14 protein-coding genes and 1 pseudogene are annotated in these 19,281 nt (G+C 75.5%); 5 read left to right on the top strand and 10 right to left on the bottom strand.

The features are described from left to right. Window positions 1–152: 152 nt before the first annotated feature. A complete protein-coding gene (locus tag EV376_RS28515; protein WP_130328201.1) occupies window positions 153–533 on the bottom strand; it encodes a hypothetical protein in 381 nt (126 codons plus the stop codon). 245 nt (window positions 534–778) lie between these two features. Here EV376_RS28515 and EV376_RS28510 point away from each other — a divergent pair, with 245 nt between their 5' ends. Further along, window positions 779–2,023 (top strand): FAD-binding protein, encoded by a 1,245-nt coding sequence (locus tag EV376_RS28510; RefSeq protein ID WP_486482945.1) that lies wholly within the window; start codon window positions 779–781, stop codon window positions 2,021–2,023. On the opposite strand, the gene EV376_RS28505 is transcribed toward EV376_RS28510, so the two are convergent. From EV376_RS28505 to EV376_RS28495, 3 genes are all read right to left on the bottom strand, one after another. After that, the gene (locus EV376_RS28505) at window positions 2,005–3,174 is read right to left on the bottom strand and encodes a site-2 protease family protein (protein WP_130328199.1); all 1,170 of its coding nucleotides are present in this window, start codon (window positions 3,172–3,174) and stop codon (window positions 2,005–2,007) included. The two genes, EV376_RS28510 and EV376_RS28505, sit on opposite strands and share 19 nt — an antisense overlap. Before the next feature lie 230 nt (window positions 3,175–3,404). After that, entirely contained in the window at window positions 3,405–4,325 is a 921-nt protein-coding gene (locus EV376_RS28500) for a L,D-transpeptidase (protein ID WP_130328198.1), read from the bottom strand. An 81-nt stretch (window positions 4,326–4,406) separates the two neighbouring features. Continuing rightward, entirely contained in the window at window positions 4,407–5,813 is a 1,407-nt protein-coding gene (locus tag EV376_RS28495; protein ID WP_486482832.1) for an alpha-amylase, read from the bottom strand. A 322-nt stretch (window positions 5,814–6,135) separates the two neighbouring features. On the opposite strand from EV376_RS28495, the gene EV376_RS28490 reads away from it, so the two are divergent. Genes EV376_RS28490 through EV376_RS28480 form a run of 3 tightly spaced genes read left to right on the top strand, consistent with a single transcriptional unit; the run spans window position 6,136 to window position 9,916 of the window. Next, window positions 6,136–7,836: a ferric reductase-like transmembrane domain-containing protein gene (locus EV376_RS28490; protein WP_486482831.1), complete on the top strand. Its 1,701-nt coding sequence runs from the start codon at window positions 6,136–6,138 to the stop codon at window positions 7,834–7,836. Beyond that, window positions 7,833–9,302, top strand: a complete 1,470-nt coding sequence (locus EV376_RS28485) for an NADH-quinone oxidoreductase subunit NuoF family protein (protein WP_130328196.1) — start codon at window positions 7,833–7,835, stop codon at window positions 9,300–9,302. Before EV376_RS28490 ends, EV376_RS28485 begins: the two co-directional genes overlap by 4 nt. Next, window positions 9,299–9,916: a thioredoxin domain-containing protein gene (locus EV376_RS28480; RefSeq protein ID WP_486482830.1), complete on the top strand. Its 618-nt coding sequence runs from the start codon at window positions 9,299–9,301 to the stop codon at window positions 9,914–9,916. Before EV376_RS28485 ends, EV376_RS28480 begins: the two co-directional genes overlap by 4 nt. Window positions 9,917–10,005: 89 nt before the next feature. Here EV376_RS28480 and serS read toward each other — a convergent pair whose 3' ends face one another. The 5 genes from serS to EV376_RS28455 form a co-directional block, all read right to left on the bottom strand. Then, the gene (serS, locus tag EV376_RS28475) at window positions 10,006–11,289 is read right to left on the bottom strand and encodes a serine--tRNA ligase (protein WP_130328195.1); all 1,284 of its coding nucleotides are present in this window, start codon (window positions 11,287–11,289) and stop codon (window positions 10,006–10,008) included. 353 nt (window positions 11,290–11,642) lie between these two features. Beyond that, complete coding sequence (locus EV376_RS28470; protein WP_130328910.1) at window positions 11,643–12,698, bottom strand: DNA polymerase III subunit beta family protein; 1,056 nt, start codon at window positions 12,696–12,698, stop codon at window positions 11,643–11,645. A 102-nt stretch (window positions 12,699–12,800) separates the two neighbouring features. After that, window positions 12,801–13,970 (bottom strand): saccharopine dehydrogenase NADP-binding domain-containing protein, encoded by a 1,170-nt coding sequence (locus EV376_RS28465; protein ID WP_130328194.1) that lies wholly within the window; start codon window positions 13,968–13,970, stop codon window positions 12,801–12,803. 25 nt (window positions 13,971–13,995) lie between these two features. Further along, window positions 13,996–15,168, bottom strand: a complete 1,173-nt coding sequence (locus EV376_RS28460; RefSeq protein WP_130328193.1) for a zinc-dependent alcohol dehydrogenase — start codon at window positions 15,166–15,168, stop codon at window positions 13,996–13,998. After that, window positions 15,165–15,590 carry a hypothetical protein gene (locus tag EV376_RS28455; RefSeq protein ID WP_130328192.1) on the bottom strand — a complete coding sequence of 142 codons (426 nt, stop codon included), beginning with the start codon at window positions 15,588–15,590 and terminating at the stop codon, window positions 15,165–15,167. The genes EV376_RS28460 and EV376_RS28455 overlap by 4 nt, the downstream gene beginning before the upstream one ends. A gap of 95 nt (window positions 15,591–15,685) precedes the next feature. Here EV376_RS28455 and EV376_RS28450 point away from each other — a divergent pair. Beyond that, window positions 15,686–18,622: pseudogene (locus EV376_RS28450) on the top strand (winged helix-turn-helix domain-containing protein). Between the two features lie 13 nt (window positions 18,623–18,635). Here the strand turns inward: EV376_RS28450 and EV376_RS28445 are convergent. Further along, a complete protein-coding gene (locus EV376_RS28445; protein ID WP_130328190.1) occupies window positions 18,636–19,184 on the bottom strand; it encodes a DsbA family protein in 549 nt (182 codons plus the stop codon). Window positions 19,185–19,281 lie beyond the last annotated feature (97 nt).

The raw sequence follows: 19,281 nt of genomic DNA, 5'->3' as shown, positions 1-19,281 counted from the left end.
GTTAGCACCGCGCCGCGCGCCTAACCCGAGCCCCCGCGCCTAGACCCACGCCCCGCGCCTAGACCCGCGCCGGCGCGCCTAACCCGCGTCCGCGCGCTTGACGCCGCGCCGCGCGCTCGGCGGCACGCCCGTGCTCGACGTGGCGTCCCGGCTCAACGTCCGGTTGCGGCGGGGTCGCGGAGCACGGTGTCGAGGCGGCCGTCGCGGTCGCGGTCGACGTACGTGAGGTCCGGGACCCCGTCGCCGTCCAGGTCGACCTGCACCACGTCGGCGACACCGTCACCGTCCAGATCGGTGACCACCTGCACCGAGCCGTCGAGGTGGTGGGTGACGATCGACCGGCCGGCGCCCCGGGGAGCCGGCCCGGGATGCGGCACCGGCGTGGGCGCGGGTGGCGGCGCCGGGGTGGGCTGCGGTCCCGGTGTGGTGTCCGGCGGCGCGCTCGCCGGCAGCACGCCGACACCGGTCGGGTCCAGCTCCTCCTCGGACGGGAAGACGTCCCCCCGAGGCGTCGGATCGCGGTAGCTGCTCATCCGGACAGGATTCCCCGCCGACAAACCAGGAAACCGCCCGCCCGCCGCAACACCCGGTCGATCACGGAGTTGTGGTGCCAGACCTGCCCCGTTTCACCCGCATCCGCAGCCACCACAACTCCATGATCGGCGGACGGCGGGTGGCGGACGGCGGGTGGCGGGTGGGGCGGGTCGGGCCCGTGGGGCGGGTGGGGCGGGGGGTGGGGGTAGCGTCTGGGGGCGGTGGTGGGTCGGCTGGGGAGGCGATCGTGGTGCGGCGCAACTGGGCGGGCAACGTCACCTACTCGGCCCGCCGTCGCCATCGCCCCGAATCCCTGGACGAGCTGCGCCGGCTGGTGGCGGGCAGCGACCGGGTCCGCGCCGTGGGCAGCGGCCACTCCTTCAACCGGCTCGGGGACACCACCGGGGATCTGGTGTCGCTGGCCGGGCTGCCACAGCACGTGACGCTGGACCGGGACCGGTCGACGGTGACCGTGCCGGCCGCCATGCGGTACGGCGACCTCGCCACCCACCTGCACGCCGAGGGCTACGCCCTGGCGAACCTCGCCTCCCTGCCGCACATCTCGATCGCGGGGGCGGTCGCCACCGGCACCCACGGCTCGGGCGAGCGAAACGGCAACCTGGCCACGGCCGTCGCCGCGCTGGACCTGGTCACCGCCGACGGCGACGTGGTCAGCGTCGACCGGGCCGCGGACGGCGACACGTTCGACGGGACGGTGGTGTCGCTCGGCGCGCTCGGCGTGGTCACCCGCGTCACCCTCGACGTCGTGCCGGCGTTCACGTTGCGCCAGGAGGTCCGCCTCGGCCTGCCCCGGGAGGCGCTGGAGGAGGCGCTCGGCGCGGCGTACAGCGTGAGTGTCTTCACCGACTGGCGGTCCACGCTCCTGCGCGAGGTGTGGATCAAGCAGCGGGCCGAGTTGCCCCCACCACCGGCCGACTGGCTCGGCACGACGGCGGCCGACCGGCCGCGGCACCCGGTGGCCGGGATGCCCGCCGAGCACTGCACGCCGCAGCTCGGCGTGCCCGGTCCGTGGCACGAGCGGCTGCCGCACTTCCGGCTCGGTTTCACGCCGAGCAGCGGCGAGGAGCTCCAGTCGGAGTACCACGTGCCCCGGGCGGCGGCCGTAGCGGCGCTGGCCGCGCTGGACGGGGTGGCCCACCGGATCGCCCCGGTGCTCCAGGTCTGCGAGCTGCGTACGGTCGCCGCGGACCGCCTCTGGCTCAGCCCCAACCACGGGCGGGACAGCTTCGCGATCCACTTCACCTGGATCGCCGACGCCGAGGCGGTGGCGCCGGTGGTGGCGGCGGTGGAGGAGCGGCTGGCCCCGTTCGCGCCGCGCCCGCACTGGGGCAAGGTCTTCGGGACCGCCCCGGTGGCGGTCACCGCTGCCTGGCCCCGCCATGCGGACTTCGCCGCGCTGGCGGCCCGGCTCGACCCGGCCGGGAAGTTCCGCACCGAGCTGTTCGACCGCTACTTTCCGGCCCGGTAGCCGGTCAGCCGACCAGGACGGCCGGTCATCTGGTCGCGCATGCTGCCGCGCTGCACCGCCCGGCTGATGTCGCTGGGGGAGATGATCCCGACCAGCCGGTCGTCGACCACCACCAGCGCCCGGCCGTCGGCGCACTCGCTGAGCCGGGGCAGGAGGTCGTTCAGCGACTCGTCGGGGGAGGCGAGCACCAGCTCGTCGGCGCGGCAGGAGACCTCGGCGAGGGTGGTGGCCGACCGGCGGTCGACCGCGACGTCCCGGACCCGGTCGAGGGTGACCAGCCCGACCGGTCGCCCCTCCTCCGTCAGGGGCAGCGCGGAGTGCCGGTACGCGAAGAGGTAGTTGTCCACGAAGTCGGCGACCGTCAGGTCGCCGGAGGCGGTCTGCGGCTGCGGCGTCATCACGTCGGCGACCCGGATGCCACGCAGCGCGCTGCCCATCCGCGCCTGCCGCTCCTCCATCCCGGCGGCGCCGATGAGGAACCAGCCGATCAGGATCAACCACAGCCCGCCGAACCCGGCGCCGGCGAAGAACTGCCAGAAGCCCAGGCCGATCAGCAGCGCGCCGAGCACCCACCCGGACCGGGCGGCCACCACCGACGCCTTGGTGCGGTCACCGGTGGCCTTCCACACGGCCGCGCGCAGCAGCCGCCCGCCGTCCAGCGGGGCGGCGGGCAGCACGTTGAAGATCGCCAGCAGCACGTTGATGCCGGCCAGCCAGGCCAGCGCCCCGAGCCACAGCCCCTCGTACCCGGTCATCGCGACCGCCACCGCGATGGCACCGAAGAACAGCCCGATCAGCAGGCTCACCAGCGGACCGACCCCGGAGATGCGCAGCTCGGCGCCCGGGTTCGGCGCCTCGCCCTTCAGCTCCGCGACGCCGCCGAAGAGCCACAGCGTGATGCCCCGGACCTCGATCCCGTTGCGCTTGGCGACCACCGCGTGGGAGACCTCGTGCGCGAGCAGGCCGAGGAAGAAGACCACCGCCGCCGCGAGGCCGGCCAGCGCGTACCCGATCCACGGTCGGTCCGGGTACGCGCGGGGGAACTGGTTGACCGACAGCCCCCAGGCGATGAGCAGGAAGATGACAAGGACACTCCAGTTGACCCCGACCGGTACGCCCGCGATCCGGCCAAGCCGGAAACTCGCCCTCATGTTCCCGTCATACCCGCAGCGGTGGCCCTCATGCCAGGGGCGAAGGTCACCGGATCGCGCTCCCTGGCGAGGGCCGGGGCCCGCCTCGGGCAGGACGCACGATCAACCTCCAGGGGTTCCCGATCGCCGGCCCGCGGTCGGGCCGGTTGCCGGGCGTCACCCTGTCCCGCCGGGCCGGGAGCCGGCAATCATTTCGACCCAGGCCGAACGGTTCGCCGGCGCGCTGCCGCTCAGGCCGTCGGCGGCGGTTCCGGCAGTTCGTCGACGACGACGACCTCGCTGCCGGGGCGTACCTCGGTCAGCAGCTCGCGCTGCCCGCTCTTCGTCAGGCGGATGCACCCGTTGGTGGTGTTCCGGCCCAGCTCGCCGTCGTGGTACCAGCTGTGGATCCCGATGTGGGCGCCGCGCAGCCCGGCCGGCACCGAGTCCGGGTCGTCGGGCACCGAGCCGAGCGCGAAGATGTCCACGCCGCCGTAGACGGAGGTGGGAGGTGCGGTGCGGCCGAGGACGAAGGTGCGGCCGAGCGGCGTCTCCTGGCCGTCCTGCCCGAGGCTGACCTGCCAGGACCGGACGGCCCGTCCGCCGCGGTACCAGGTCAGCCGGTGGTGCCGGCGCTCGATCACGATCTGGTCGCGCAGCGGCACCGTGTCGAAGCCGCCCGGCGGGAGCCAGGCCAGGGTGCGGTTGGCCGAGGGGAGCAGGACGGCCGTCCAGCCGCTGCGCCGCTCGACGACCGGCATGGTCACCTCGACGCCGTTGATGGTCGGCGCGAGGAACGCGACCGGCTTCCCGCCGGGGGCGGTGTAGGCGGCGAGCCGGCGGGTCGGGTGCAGGCCCTCGGTGAGCGGCGTGGTGTCCAGCGGGTCGGGGTCGGCCGGGAAGCCGGCGGGCGCCGGGTCGTAGTCGACCACCGGCAGGTCGTCCGGCGCGGGCGCCGCGGCCGGCACGGTCTCCGCCGGTTCCTCCGGCGGGGGCGGCTCGCTGTGCGGCACCGGCTGCGCCACGACCGTCGGGGCGGCGACCGGTGCGGGCTCGGGGGCGGACCGGGGGGTCAGGGCCCAGCCGGTGGTTCCGGCGGCGACCAGCAGCAGGGGTACGCCCACCGCGAGGGACGCCCAGCGCAGGCGCGGGTTGATCCGGTCAAACAGCACCAAAGCACTCTAACGGGCGAAGGCGTGAAGAAGGGCCCCTTGCTCTGCAAAACGCGATGACAAGGGGCCCTTCCTCTCCGCTCAGCTCAGGCGGGCGCCGACGTGGATGGCGATCGCGTCGTGGGCGGGGACGTTCGCGGCGAACCAGCCGTTGCCGTCCACGGTGATCACCGGACCGCTGCAGGTGCCGCCCGAGAAGGTGCCGTGGATGACGTCGCAGTACCGGCCGGCGGGCAGGCCGGTGTAGTAGGACCGGCCGGTGACCGCGTAGTCCTCGTCGTTGATCGTGAGGTACCCCTTGCCGGCGCGGCTGAAGGCGATGTGCTGCCAACCGTTGTCGTACCAGTTGGCGACCCCGGCGCCCTCGGTGGCGTTGCGGAAGCCGACCATGTTCGCGATGACCGGCCACCGGTGCTCGCACTCCCACCCGGAGTAGCAGGTGACGTCGCGGTTGCGGCCGCTGGCGTCCGAGGGCGGGCCCTGGTCGCGCTGGCTGAACGTGTAGCTGGACATGACCGTCGGTGAGCCGTACGGCCAGGCCAGCATGAACGCGTTCGCGAGAGCGTAGATGCCGCGGTCGCGGTAGGTCAGCACCCCGCCGGAGTCGCGCTGGGTGTCGTGGTTGTCCACGAAGACCGCCGAGACGGAGCTGGGCAGGTGCCCCCAGCCCTCGCCGAAGTTCCGCAGGTACGCGAGCCGCTCGGACCGGAAGACCCGGGCGAGGTCCTTGCCGTAGCGGAACTCGTGCACGTCCCCGTTGCCGGTGTACTCGCCCGGCTGGATCGGCTCGCCGGCGCCGTGGATGACCTCCTGCACGAGGTACGCCGAGCGGGACAGCTTGCCCTTGATCGCCGCGATGTCGGCCGCCGGCATGTGCTTGCTGGCGTCCATCCGGAACCCGTCGACGCCGAGCGCGAGCAGGTCGTTGAGGTACGCCGCGAGCCGTGACCGGACGTACTCCGACTCGGTCTTCAGGTCGGCCAGGTTGACCAGCTCGCAGTTCTGCACCTCCCACCGGTCGTTGTAGTTGGTGATCTCGTGCCCGCTGTTGCGTCCGCAGTAGTGGAAGTCCTGGGACTGGTAGATCCCCGGGTAGTCGTAGTGGCTGTACGACGAGCCGGCCCAGCCGGTGCCGGGGTTGTCCTGGCCGGACATGTGGTTGACGACGGCGTCGACGATCACCTTGACGCCGGCCGCGTGGCAGGCGTCCACCATCGACTTGAACTGGGCGCGGGTGCCCTTGCGGGACTCGATCCGGTAGCTGACCGGCTGGTACGCGACCCACCACTGGGAGCCGCGGACGTGTTCCTGGGGCGGCGAGACCTGGACCCAGCCGTACCCCTTCGGGCCGAGCGTGGTGCGGCACTCGTTGGCCACGGAGTTCCAGTTCCACTCGAAGAGGTTGGCGATCACCTTCTTGGACCCGGTGGGGGCCGCGGCGGCCGGGGGTGCCGCCACGGCGGTCGGGACGAGGAGGCTCGCGATCACGCCAAGGGCGACGGTCGCCGACATTGATCGACGTCGATGCATCGGAATCTCCCTACGGGGGTTGGGGGAAGGGGTGGTGGTGGAGCCGCGGGAGGGACCCTCAACTGCCGGGATCTTGCACCCGGGGCTGAAAGTTTCCGAAACTTTACGAGATTGTTGCAAGAGCTGTCAATGCATGGATGTCCGTCACTGCTATCTGCGCGAAACCCGTCTACACGCGCCGGGCGGCGACCCGGTTCGACGGACGGCGGGGAAATTTTTGGCCGACCGGTGATCCGCCGGCGCGGTCGGTCCGTACTGGAGGAGGGAGCAGGGTCGGCCGGTGGCGCGCCACCGCGAGACGATCGAGGAGCAGATGGCCCGGGCACAGCAGAAACCGAAGGCGACGTCCGTCCGGACCAGCACCAGCAGCCGGGGGGTCCGCGCCCCGTCGAGGTCCGCGTTCGTCCTGTTGACCATCTCCACGCTGGCCGCGCTCTGGGCCGCCACCATGCTGACCGGCGTCGGCTCGTCCGTGTACGCCTACGGCTTCTTCTTCACCGAGTTCTTCGCCGGGGTGATCGCCCTGGTGTCGCTCAGCCTCACCGTGATGCTGGGACTGCTCGCCACCGACCGCCTCGTGCTGATGATCCGCCACCGCGTGCTGCTGCAGTCCGCGCACCGCGCGACCGGCATCCTCGGCGTCGCCGGGCTCGTCTTCCACGTGATCACCAAGGTCGCCACCGGGCGGGCCGGGAGCACCGACGCGGTCATCCCCTTCGTCAGCGGCCGCGGCCTGTACGTCGGCCTCGGCACGGTGGCCGGGCTGCTGATGGCGAGCGTGCTCTGGACCGGCATCATCCGCGCCCGCTTCGCCGGCGTCGGTCCGAAGTGGCTGTGGCGCACGCTGCACTCAGCCGCGTACGTCTCCTGGCCGTTCGCCATCATGCACGGCCTCAACGCCGGCCGCCCCGCGGCGGCCTGGGTGACCCTCAGCTACCTGGCCTGCGTGCTGCTGGTCGTCCTGGCGCTGCTGGTCCGGCTCTCGGTGACGCTGCAGCGGCGCACCCGGGAGCAGCACCAGGCGGCCGCGATGAACAAGGCGATGACCGCGCGGATCACCGACGACGGCAAGGGCCGCGCGCTGCTCGGCGGCAGCGCCCGCAAGCGCGGCGAGGGCGAGAGCCGGCGGGCGTCGACGTGGTCGGAGACCACCCTCGCCGGCACGTGGAGCGCCCCCGGCAGCCGCCGTCGCGACCCCGAGCGGTTCACCGTCCCGGTGGTGCCGGAGCCGGGCTCCCTGCGCGAGCCGGCGCCCAGCCGACGCCGCCGCGACGAGCCCGAGGTGGAGCCGGCCCGGCGGGAGCGGCCCTCCCGGCGCCGCACCGAGGAACCCGTCCCCACCCGGTCGCGGCGTGACACGCAGGAGTACGAGACCGTCGCGGACCGCCGCGCCGAGCGGCCGTCGCGGCGGCGTGCGGACGAGTACGAGGCCGAGGTGGTGCGCCGGGAGCGGCCGTCGTGGCGGCGCACGGAGGAGTACGAGGCCGAGGTGGTCCGCCGGGAGCGGCCCTCGCGGCGGCGCGACGAGGACGTGGCCCCGGCCGGGCGGCGGTACCGGGACGACGAGGACTCCTACACCTCCCGCCGCTCCCGCGCCGAGATGGACGCCGGCACCCGGTACCCGGTGCCGCCGCAGCGGCGCGAAGAGCCGGAGGAGCCGTGGACCAGCCCGCGCCGCTGGGAGAGCGAGCCGATCTCCGCCGGCCCGATCTCGGCGGGGCCGATCTCCGGCACGCCGGTCTCCTCCGGTGGCCGGCACAGCGCCGAGGACGACGTGCCGGAGGAGCCGGACTACTGGCGGCCCCCGGCCCGGTACGCCCCCGCGGAGCCGACGCTGCCGCCCGACGACACGCCGACCCTGGTGGACCTCGCCTCCCGCCGGGCCCGCAAGGCCGAGAGCAAGAGCCGGCGTCGCCGCCGGGCCGAGGCGGACGTCGTCGACATCGCCTACCTCAGCGAGCTGCGGGGTGAGGCGAAGTGAAGCGGGCGACCGTGCCGCCGGTGGCGTGCGTGGGCGAGCCCCGGCTGACCGCCGGCTTCGCCGAGTTCGGCCGGCTCGACCTGATGGCCCACGAGGAGGTGCACGGCCCCATCGGGCCGATGGAACCGGCCAACCTGCTGCGCCTGGTCGAGGGCATCCAGCTCAAGGGCAAGGGCGGCGCGGGCTTCCCGTTCGCCAAGAAGCTGCGGGCCGTGCTGGAGTCCTGCGAGCGGCAGGACGCCTCGGCGGTCGTCGTGGTGAACGCGACCGAGGGCGAGCCGGCCAGTTGGAAGGACAAGGTGCTGCTCACCCGCGCCCCGCACCTCATCCTCGACGGGGCGGCGCTGGCCGCGTACGCGCTGGACGCCGACGAGATCGTGATCGGCGTGGCCGACGACGGCGTGGGCCAGGAGTCCCTGATGGAGGCGCTGGGGGAGCGCCGGATGCCGGTGCCGACCAGCGTCGTCACCGTCCCGCACCGGTTCATCAGCGGTGAGGGCGGCGCGCTCGTCAACGGGATCAACGGCCTGCCGCACATCCCGCCCGGCACGAAGAAGCGCTCCAGCGACTCGGGTGTCGGCGGGTTGCCCACCCTGCTCTCCAACGCCGAGACGTACTCCCAGGTCGCGATCGCCGCCCGGCTCGGGCCGTACGAGTACGCGGCGCTCGGCACCGACGACGAACCCGGGACGGTGCTGCTCACCGTCACCGGCGCGGCGAAGCGGCCGGCCGTGGTGGAGTGCGCCGCCGGCACCCCGCTGCGCGAGATCCTCGACCTGTGCGAGGTGCCGGACGGGCCGGGCATCCTGATGGGCGGGTACCACGGCAAGTGGATCACGCAGGAGGCGGCGGACCGGGCCGAGGTCTCCCGGAAGGGGCTGGCCGCGGTCGGCGGCACGCTCGGTGCCGGCATCATCGTGCCGCTCGGCCCGGACACCTGCCCGCTCGGCGAGGCGGCCCAGGTCGTCCGCTACCTGGCCGGCGAGTCCGCCGGCCAGTGCGGGCCCTGCAAGAGGGGCCTGCCGGACCTCGCCCGCTCGGTCGACCTCGCGGTGTCGGGCAGCGCGCCGGTGGAGGTCGTCCGGGCCGCCGCCGGCGACGTCAAGGGCCGCGGCGCGTGCAGCCACCCGGACGGTACGGCGCGCTTCGCGCTCTCCGCGATGGAGGTGTTCGCCGAGGACCTGCGGGCGCACAGCACCGGGGAAGGGTGCGGCCGCCGGGTCAAGGGCCTGATGGGGCTGCCCGGCGCACCGGACCCGAACCCGCAGAAGCTGATGCTCGACTGGTCCCGCTGCGACGGGCACGGACTGTGCGCGCACGTGGTGCCGGACTTCATCCGCCTGGACGCAAACGGGTACCCGGCCTTCCCCACCACGCCCGTGCCCAGCTGGCTGCGCGAGGGGGCGCTCAAGGCGGTCAAGGTCTGCCCGGAGCTGGCGCTGCGGCTGACCAAGGTCGAGTCGTGACCGCGTACCGGCGGGGGACGCCGGTGCGGCGGACCGTCCTGGCGGCCGTGACCGCGGCGACCCTGCTCGCCACCGCCGCCTGCGGGGCCGGCGAGGCCTCCCCACCGGCCGCGACGTCAGCCGACCGGGTGTCGCCACCCGCCGCGGGCGCCCCGGTGGCCGGCTCGCCGACGGCCGCACCGAGCCCGGCCGGGCCGCCCGCCACCGTGCCGGAGACCCTGAAGTTCGCCGCGAAGACGCTCGACGGCGCGGCCTTCGACACCGCGGCACTGGCCGGGAAGCCGGTGGTGCTCTGGTTCTGGGCACCGTGGTGCGCCACCTGCGCGAGCCAGGCGTGGACGGTCGCCGAGGTGGCGCCGGCCTACCGGGACCGGGTGCCGGTGATCGGCGTCGCCGGCCTGGGCCAGCAGCAGGCCATGAAGGACTTCGTCACCGAATTCGAGCTGGCCGCGGTGCCGCAGCTCGACGACCGGGCGGGCGCGGTGTGGCGCCGCTTCGAGGTCGTCGAGCAGAGCACCTTCGTCATCCTCGACCGCACCGGAAAGGTGATCCACCGGGGCTTCCTCGACGGCGAGTCGCTGACCGCCCGCCTGGCCACCCTGGCCGAGGTGTAGGAAAGGGGCTTTACTCAACACCTGGCCCCGCCCACGCCCGCGCGTCGGCGGGACCCGGAGCCCTCCGGGCCCGCCGACGGGCGGCGGTTTCAGCGTGGGGTGAGGCGGTCGGTGCCCAGGCCCGGCTGCAGGACCTCGGGGATCAGGACGCTGCCGTCGGGCTGCTGGAACTGCTCCAGGATCGCCGGGAAGAGGCGGCTGGTGGCCAGCGCCGAGCCGTTGAGCGTGTGCACGAACCGGGTCTGCTTGCCGCCCGGCACCCGGTAGCGGATCGCCGCCCGCCGGGCCTGGTAGTCGCCGGCCCAGGAGACCGACGACACCTCCTTGTACCGGCCGGTGCTCGGCATCCACACCTCGATGTCGAGGGTCTTCTTCATCGCCGCGCTGGCGTCGCCGGCCGACAGCAGGCTGCGTTGGTAGTGCAGCCCCAGCTTCTCGACCAGGCTCTCCGCGTGGCTGACCATCTCCTCGTGCGCCGCCTCGGCCTGCTCGGGCAGCGTGAACTGGAAGATCTCCACCTTGTTGAACTGGTGGCCGCGCACCGTGCCGCGCTCGTCCGAGTGCGATCCACCCGCCTCCCGGCGGTAGCAGGGCGTGTACGCGAAGGCCTTCAGCGGCAGCTTCGCCGGGTCCATGATCTCGTCCTGGAAGGCGCCGAGGATCGCCGTCTCGGCGGTGGGCAGCAGGAACTGCCCGCGTGGCGCGGACGCCCGGTCCAGGTGGTAGACGTCCTCGGCGAACTTCGGGAACTGGCCGGCCGCGAAGCCGGCGCTCTCCAGCAGCAGGTGCGGCGGCAGCAGGAACTCGTAGCCGGCCCGGATGTTCTCCTCGATGAAGAAGTTCAGCAACGCCCACTCCAGGCGGGCGCCCACGCCGGTGTACATCCAGAAGCCGGAGCCGCCGAGCTTCACCCCCCGCTCGTGGTCGACCAGGCCCAGCATCCGGCTCAGCTCGATGTGGTCCCGGACCTTCTCGATCGCCGGTGGCTCGCCGAAGGTCTTGACGACCCGGTTGGCCTCCTTGCCGCCGGCCACCACGTCGTCGGCGGGCAGGTTGGGCAGCTCGCTCATCCGGTCCCGCAGCCGGACCTGCACCTCGTCCAGCTCGGCCTCCAGCTCGGAGAGCTGCTTGCGGCCGGCCTCCGGGGCGGCGACCTCCGGCTCGCGGCCGGCCCGCTTGGCCTCCGCGTACGCCCGAGCCTCGGCCTTGCGGCGCTGGCGCTCGCCGTCGATCGCCGTGATCAGGCTGCGCCGCTGCTGGTCGAGCTGCTGGATCTCGTCCAGCGCGCGGGTCACCTCCGCCGGGTCCAGTCGCTTGGCCAGCGCGGACGCCACCGCGTCGCGATCCTTCCGGATCAACTCCATGTCGAGCATGCTGCTCCGTACGCCTCCGTCCGGACGTCAGGTGGACCTCCAGATGCTACCGTCGCGGCCCGCCCGCCCCCGGCCCGGTGTCACCGGCGGCCACCCGCCGGCCACGGCCCGCGCCCGCCACAGGTGCCCCGCGCCTGCCCCGGGGCCCGCGCCGCGGCTCGGCGTCCGCGCCACGGCTCGGCGTCCTGCCGCAAGATCGCGCTGAATGGGCGAAGTAGTGGCCCCGCCGTGCGGTCGAGGCCACTACTTGTGCGATCGAGCGTGATCATGCAGCCCTCTGGCGCGCAGGTCGGCCGCGACTGGACGGCCCGGCCGCGCGTGGACGGCCCCGCCGCGCGTCGAGCGGCCGGCGGTCAGAGCCGGATCGGCATCAGCACCGAGAAGGCGTCCGCGTCGTCCGGGCGGCGGACGGCCAGCGGCGTGATCGGCCCGTCCAGCTCCAGGACGAGCTGGCCCCGCCCACCCGCGTCGAGGGCCTGGAGCAGGTAGTCGGCGTTGACGCCGACCCGGAAGGTGTCCCCGGTCAGCTCGTCCTCCCCGTACAGTCGCACGCCGCCCCGGCCGTCCGGGCCCAGCACACTGACCGGCAGCGCAGAGCCGGCGTGCTCGCGGTGGACGACGGGGGCGTCCGGGCTGGTCAGCGCCGCGCGCAGGGCGGCCACGTCGACCGTCGCCCGGTGCGCAGGGCGGTCCGGGCCGGCGTGCAGCAGCCGCCGGTGGTCAGGGAAGTCGTACGGCAGGGTGGCGCCCTCGACCGTACGCCCGCCGACCGAGACCACGACGGCGCCGTCGCCGACGGTCAGCGCCACCGCGCCGGAACCGTCGAGCAGCGCGCGGGCCCGGTCGACGAGGTCCGCCGGGACGACCGCCCGGACGGCCGGACCGTCGACGTCCGCGCCGACCCGGGCCACCGCGAGCCGGTGCCGGTCGGTGGCGACCAGCGTGACGCCGGAGGCCGCCACGTCCAGGAGTACGCCGGTCAGCGCCGGCAGGTCGGGGTCGGTGCCCACGGCGAAGCGGACCGCGTCCACGGCGGCGGCCAGCTCGGCGCGGGGGAGGGTGAGACGGGTGGCCAACGGGTGCTCCTCAAGATCGACGAGGGTACGGATCCGGGAGAGCTCGCGACGCGCGTCCGCGAGACCGTCCTCCAGCCGGCGCAGGTGCGCGTCGAGCAGTCGGTGCACGTCCGCCGGCTCGGACCGCAGCGCGGCGGCGATCTCGGCCACCGGCATGCCGACCCGGCGCAGCCCGGCGACCAGGCGGGCCGGACGTACCTGGTCGTCGGTGTACCAGCGGTAGCCGGTCACCGGGTCGACGCGGGCCGGGACCAGCACCCCGGCCGAGTCATAGAACCGCAGGGCGCTGACGGTCAGGCCGCTGGCCCGGGCCAGCGCGCCGATGCTGTGCAGGTCGCTCTCCACGGCGGTCGATCCTGTCTCCTCAAGCAGGTCGAGGGTCAAGGTGTAGCAGAGGCCCTTCCGCTACGCAGGTGTTGACCAGGGCCGTTCCGTTCACAGCAGGCGGAAGGTGAGGCCGGCCTTCTGGAGACGGTCGAGCAGCGCGTCACCCATGGCGGTCACCGGGGTGACCTGGCCGGATGTCGGCGGCAGGTCGTCCAGGGCGAGGCAGAGCGCCGACTCGGCGAGCATCTTCGCCGTCTCGTCGTAGCCGGGGTCGCCGCCGGCCACCTCGGTGCGTACCCGCCGTCCGCCGCCCTCGGCGAGGAACCGCACCCGGAACCAGGACCGGGCCCGCTGCTCGGGGCTCGGCCCCTGCCCGGAGGCGAGCCGCCCGAGCAGCCAGCGCCGTGTCGGCGGCAGCTTCACCAGGCCGACCACCGCGCCCAGCCCGACCGCGCCGAGCAGCACGGTCGGCAGGCGCCGCACGGCCGCGAAGTGGCGGTAGCGGAAGTCCGGCCCGTACTCCGGGCGGGCGACGGCCGAGCGGCGCACCACCTGCGGGTCGATGGTCGGCAGCGGCACGGTCCACATGCCCAGCTCGGGCGAGCGGGCGACCCGTCCGGGTACCGCGCGTACCCGCCGGCCCTCCGGCCGCGGCTCCACCGCGCGGCGGGCCTTCGCGGCCCGACTCATCTCGCCGCTGCGGGAGAACGCGGTCAGCGCCGAGTGGTACGTGCCGGCGGAGAACCGCCCGCCCGCCCGGACGAAACCGTCGACGGTGATCGGCACGTCCGCCGGCAGGTGCTTGAGGGTGAACCAGACGCCCAGGTCGTACGGGATCGAGTCGAACCCGCAGGTGTGCACCATCCGGGCCCCGGTGCGCACCGCCTCGGCGTGGTGCCGCACGTACATCAGGTCGACGAACTCGGGTTCGCCGGTGATGTCCAGGTAGTCGGTGCCCGCCGCGGCGCACGCCGCCACGAGCGGCTCGCCGTGGTGGACGTACGGGCCGACGGTGGTGGCGACCACCCGGGCGCTTCCGGCCACCGCCCGCAGCGACGCGGGATCGGTGACGTCGGCGCTGAGCAGGGGCAGCTCCGCGTGCCGCGGGTCGATCGCGGCGAGCCGGTCCCGCACGGCGGCGAGCTTGCTGGGGTTGCGCCCGGCCAGGGCCCACCGTAGCCCGGCCGGCGCGTGCCGGGCCAGGTACTCGGCGGTCAGGCCGCCGGTGAAACCGGTGGCTCCGAACAGGACGAGGTCGTACGTCCGCTCCTCACGCATCCGCCGAGTCTGCCACCCGGGCCGCTCACCGGGCAGGGGGCGGGTCGGGGCTGAACACGGCCCGCACACAGCCGTCGCGCCGGTCCCGGAACAGCCCGTACCCGAGTGCGCCCTGCTCCAGCGGCAGCCGGTGGGTGGCCAGGTGCTCGGTGCGCAGCTCGTCGCGGGCCATCCGCTCCAGCAGCATCGGCACGTAGCGCGCCCCGTGCTGCCGCGCGCCCCGCACGCTCAGCCCCTTGGCGGTCACCGAGCCCAACGGGAAGGCGTCCACCTGCCCGCTGAACTCGCCGAGCACGACCACGGTGCCGCCCTTGCGGCAGGCGTGCACCGCCTCGCGGACCGCCGGCGGTCGCTCGGCCGCGCCGGTGAACCGCTCAGCGAGGGAGCGGACCCGCCCCACCCAGGCCGGACCGACCGCCTCCACGCACACGTCCGGGCCCCGCCCGCCGGTCCGCTCGCGCAGCTCGGCGGGGACGTCGGCGCGCCCCGGGTCGACGGTCTCCGCGCCCGCGTGCCGCTCCACCATCCGCCGCCGGTCGTCGTGCGGGTCGACGACGATGACCCGGTCCGCGCCGAGCAGCCCGGCGGCCCGGGCGGTGAGCTGGCCGACCGCGCCCGCTCCCCAGACCGCCACCACGTCTCCGGGGCGTACCCCGCCCAGGTCCGCGGCCAGCCAGCCGGCGGGCGCGGCGTCGGAGGCGAAGAGGGCCCGGTCGTCGCTGACGCCGTCGGGCACGGCGAAGGCGCCGACGTCGGCGTACGGGACGCGCACGTACTCGGCGTGCCCACCGGGGACGCCACCGGTCGCCCGCGGCCGGCCGAACGCACCGGGCACGGGCTGCCCGTACGCCTCCTCGCCGGCCTTCGGGGCCGGATTGCCGTTGTCGCAGCACGACGGCGACCCGGCGCGGCAGTGCCAGCAGGCGCCGCAGGCCACCGTGCCGCTCACCACCACCCGGTCGCCGACCCGGTGCCGGCGGACCTCGGGGCCCACCTCGACCACCTCGCCGAGGAACTCGTGCCCCAGCACGTCGCCCACCGACACGTCCGGCGTCCGGCCAGCGAGCATCGGGAGGTCGCCCCCGCAGGTGGCGCTCTGCCGTACCCGGACGATCGCGTCGTGGCCGTTGCGCAGCTCCGGGTCCGGCACCCGCCGTACCGCCACCCGGTCGGTGCCCGTCCAGCACAGCGCCCTCATCCCGCCGGCCCCCGGTCCATCGGCGTCCGGTCGGCACGCAGCACCTCGCCGGTCTCGGCGAGCTGCTTGGCCTGCCGCAGGGCGGTCCGCACGGCCCGGGCCGGGTCGTCGCCGACCACGTGCGCCGTGAGCCCCGGCAGCGGCACGCCCGGGCGGGCGCGCGCGGCCAACTCGGTGCCCCGGCAGCCGGGCGCCGGCCACCCCTCCACCTGGATCGCGGCGCCGAGGCGGCGCAACGGCTCCGGCCAGCGCCCGCCGGGCAGCACCTCGCCCGGCGGCCGGTCGACCGTCACCACCTGCCAACCGCCCGGTCGCCGGTCGCCGGCCGCCCGCTGCCGCCGCGCGCCGCGCAGCATCCGGACCCCGACCAGCCCGGCCAGCGTGCCGGCGGCCGTCGCGGCGAGGGTCGCGCTCCGTCCCACCCGTGCCTCCCCGTCCGGTACGCGCGGCGCCCGCCGCGCACCCGCGTAGCCCAAGGGTCGGCCGGGCCGGGGTGAAGCTGGCTCCCCCGGAAGGGGTGAACCGCCGCCGGCCGGGTAACCGCCGGGCCGCAGGGACTGGGGGAGGACGCGTCCGATGGGGGTGGGGCCGGGTGCCGGAGGACCGACGGGGGACCGTGGTGGCCACGGGACCGGGTACGCCCCTGCTGGCGTCCCGGCTGAGCCCGGGAACACTGCCCGAACCGGTGGTGCTCCGGCCCCGGCTGCTGCGCGCGCTGGACGAGGGGACCGCGGCGCCGGTGACGCTCGTCGCCGCGCCGGCCGGCTGGGGCAAGACGACCCTGCTCACGTCCTGGTGCCGGGCGGCCGGGACGGCCGGCGGCGCCCCAATGCGGGGCGGCCCGGTGACCGGCGCCGCCGACGGGGGCCGGAACGCGCCGCCGACGACCGCCCCGCCGGGGGATTTCGGCGCGGCCGGGCCCGGGTCGGGGGAGCGGCCGGACCTGGGCTGGCTGTCGGTGGAGGCCGGCGACGACGGCGAGCGCCTGTGGGCGTACCTGGCGGCGGCGCTGCGGGCCGCCGTCGGCGAGTCCGGCGCCGACCCGCTGCGGGTGCCCGAGCGGGCACCCCGTCCCGACCAGCTGGAGCTGCTGGCCGCGGCGCTCGCCGCGCGGGAGCGGGCGGTGCTGCTGGTCGTCGACGACCTGCACCGGGTCACCGACCCGGCGGCGGTCGCCGGCCTGGAGTTCCTGCTCCGGCACGCCGAGCGGCGGCTGCGCCTGGTGGCCGGTGCCCGGGCCGGGGTGCCGCTGGCCGTGCACCGGTGGCGGCTGGCCGGCGACCTGACCGAGATCGGCCCGGACGACCTGGCGTTCACCGGCGACGAGATCGCCGACCTGCTCACCGCGCACTCGGTGGCCCTGCCGGTCGAGGCGGTCCGCCGGCTGCGGGAACGCACCGGCGGCTGGCCGGCGGCGCTCCGCTTCGCCGCGCTGGCGATGCGGGCGCAGCCCGACCCGGCCCGCTGGGTCGAACAGTTCGGTGGCGAGCAGCCGGACGTCGCCGGCTACCTGCGCGAGGAGGTCCTCGCCGGGCTGGACCCGGACGACCGGGAGGTGCTGCGCCGCACGGCGGTGGCGGACGCGGTCTGCGCCGGTCTCGCCGACGCGCTGACCGGCCGGTCCGACGCGGAGACGGCGCTCGCCAACCTGTCCGGCGACGGCGGGCTGCTGCGCCGCGACGACGGGCGGCCGCCCTGGTACCGCTGCCATCCGCTGCTCGCCGAGCTGCTGCGGGCCGAGGTGAACCGCCTGCCCGTCGAGGACGTGCGGGACCTGCACCTGCGGGCCGCCGGCTGGTACGCCGACAACGGGCGGCCCGCCGACGCGCTCCGGCACGCGCTCGCCGGCGCCGACTGGGTCCGGGCGGCGGAGCTGTTCCTGGCGGCCTGGCCCGAGCTGGCCCCGTACGACCGGCCGCCCGAGGCGGCGCCGGCGCCCGCACCGCCACCCGCCGAGGCCGTGGCGCGGGATCCCGAGCTGGCGCTGGCGTGCGCCGCCGAGCGCGCGCACGCCGGGGACGTGCCGGCCGCCCTCGGGTACCTGCGATCCGCCGCCGAGGCGGCCCGGTCGCTGCCGGCGCCGCGCCGGGCGCGCTTCGCCCGGCTGGTCACCGCGGTCGAGCTGGCGGTGGCTCGCCGGTCCGGCGACACCCCGGCGGTACGCGACGCGGCCGCCCGGCTGCTCGCCACCCGCCCGGCGGACCATGACCCGGCCGGGGGGCCGGAGCCGGCCGCCGGACCGGTCGACGGGCTGCTCGCCGTGCCGGCCCTCGCCGCCGAGCCGCGCGGCGGGGCGGCCGAGGACGCCGACGTGCGGGCGGTCGCGGGCAGCGCGCTCGGCCTGGCCGACCTCGCCGCCGGTGACCTGGCGGCCGCGGAACGGCACCTGGGTACGGCGGTGGCGGCGGCGCGCGCGGCCGGGCGGCCGCGGACCGAGCTGGCCGGCGCCAGCCGGCTGGCGCTGCTGCACGCCGTGCGGGGCGAGTTGCGCGAGGGCGAGGCGCTGGCCCGGGCGGCGCTGGCCCTGCCGCTCTGCCAGGGGTGGTCGTGCCGGACCGACTGCGGGTACGCGTACCTGGCGCTGGGCGTGGTGGCGCTGCACCGGGACCAGCCCGAGGAGGCCGAGGCGAACCTGGCCCTGGCGGAACCGGCCACCGGAGCACCCGACGCCGCGGCGGTCGCCGCGCTGTGCCGGGCGTACCTGCTGCGGGACGCCGGTGACCTGGCGGGCGGGCACCGGCTGCTGACCGTCGCCCGGGAGCGGCTGGGCGGCCGGCCGGGGGAGCTGGACCGGTGGCTGCGGGCCGCCGAGGCGGACCTGCGCGGTGCCCGGGGCGACCTGGACACCGCCCGGGATCTGCTCGCTGGCGACGGACCCGAGCTCGCGGTCGGTCTCGCCCGGGTCGCGCTGCGGGCCGGTGACGGGCGTGCCGCCGAGGCTGCCCTGCCGGACTGGCAGACGCCGGAGGCGGAGACCTGGCCGCTGCCCGTACGCCTGGAGGCCGCCGTGCTGGACGCGGTGCTGGCCGGTCGGGCGGGGGACGAGCGGCGCGCCCGGCGGACGCTGGAGCTGGCCCTGGACCTGGCCGGTCCGGAGGGTTTCCGGCGGCCGTTCACCCGGGCCGAGCCCGGGGTGCGGGACCTGCTGGCGGCGCACCTGGACACCGGCACGGCGCACTGGCCGACGGTGAGCGACCTGGTGCGCGGGGCCGACGAGCCGGTGGAGCGGGCGGCCGGGGAGCCGGTCCCGGTCGTGCTGGACGAGCCGCTCACCGAGCGCGAGCTGACCATCCTGCGCTACCTGCAGAGCATCCTGTCCAACGTGGAGATCGCGGCCGAGCTGTCGCTGTCGGTCAACACGGTGAAGACCCACGTGCGCAACATCTACCGCAAGCTCGACGCCACCCGGCGGCGCGAGGCGGTCCGCCGGGCCCGGGAACTGCGGCTGATCTGAACGGACCGCCCGGTCAGGGGGGCGCGGCCGCGTCGACCGCCGCGAGGAGGTCGGCGAGGTCGTACCCGCCGTCGTGGCGGACGTCGTTGACGAACAGGGTCGGCGTGGCGGCCACGCCGCTGCGGATGCCCCCGACGAAGTCGCGCCGCACCCGGTCGCCGTGGGCGTGGCGGCCGACCTCGGCGCCGATCTCGTCGGCCGGCAGCCCGAGCTGCTCGACACCGAGCGACAGGTGCACCGGGTCGAGCTGGTCCTGGTGCTCGTAGAGCCAGTCGTGCAGGTCCCAGAAGCGTCCCCGCAGGGCGGCCGCCTCGGTCGCCTCGGCGGCGCTCTCCGCGTACGGGTGCACGTTGGCGATCGGAAAGTGCCGGTAGACCAGCCGGACCGTGTCGGCCCGCTGGCGGAGCAGCTCGGCGATGTTCGTGTGCGCGGCCCCGCAGAACCGGCACTGGAAGTCCCCGTACTCGACGATCGTCACCGGCGCGTCCGCCGGCCCCCGGACGTGGTCGCTGCCGCTGACCGGGGTCCGCAGGCGGGCGGTGACCTGCAGCGGTGTGGTCATCGCGGCACCGCCCGGGTGCGGCGGCGTGCCGGCGGGGCCGGCCGGTCCGGATCAGTCATGACTCCCACGTTCCCAGCCGCCGGGGTGAGGGCGGGTC

The organism is Micromonospora sp. CNZ295 (genome assembly GCF_004217535.1).
The sequence above is the reverse complement of the archived record's forward strand: the minus strand, read 5'-3'. Positions and strand labels throughout refer to the sequence as shown.

Bases quoted from the DNA above. Each gene is read 5' to 3' on its own strand.
- EV376_RS28505 (WP_130328199.1), bottom strand. From the start codon at position 3,174: ATGAGGGCGAGTTTCCGGCTTGGCCGGATCGCGGGCGTACCGGTCGGG.
- EV376_RS28460 (WP_130328193.1), bottom strand. From the start codon at position 15,168: ATGAGGGCGCTGTGCTGGACGGGCACCGACCGGGTGGCGGTACGGCGG.
- EV376_RS28465 (WP_130328194.1), bottom strand. From the start codon at position 13,970: ATGCGTGAGGAGCGGACGTACGACCTCGTCCTGTTCGGAGCCACCGGT.
- EV376_RS28445 (WP_130328190.1), bottom strand. From the start codon at position 19,184: ATGACCACACCGCTGCAGGTCACCGCCCGCCTGCGGACCCCGGTCAGC.
- serS (WP_130328195.1), bottom strand. From the start codon at position 11,289: ATGCTCGACATGGAGTTGATCCGGAAGGATCGCGACGCGGTGGCGTCC.
- EV376_RS28515 (WP_130328201.1), bottom strand. From the start codon at position 533: ATGAGCAGCTACCGCGATCCGACGCCTCGGGGGGACGTCTTCCCGTCC.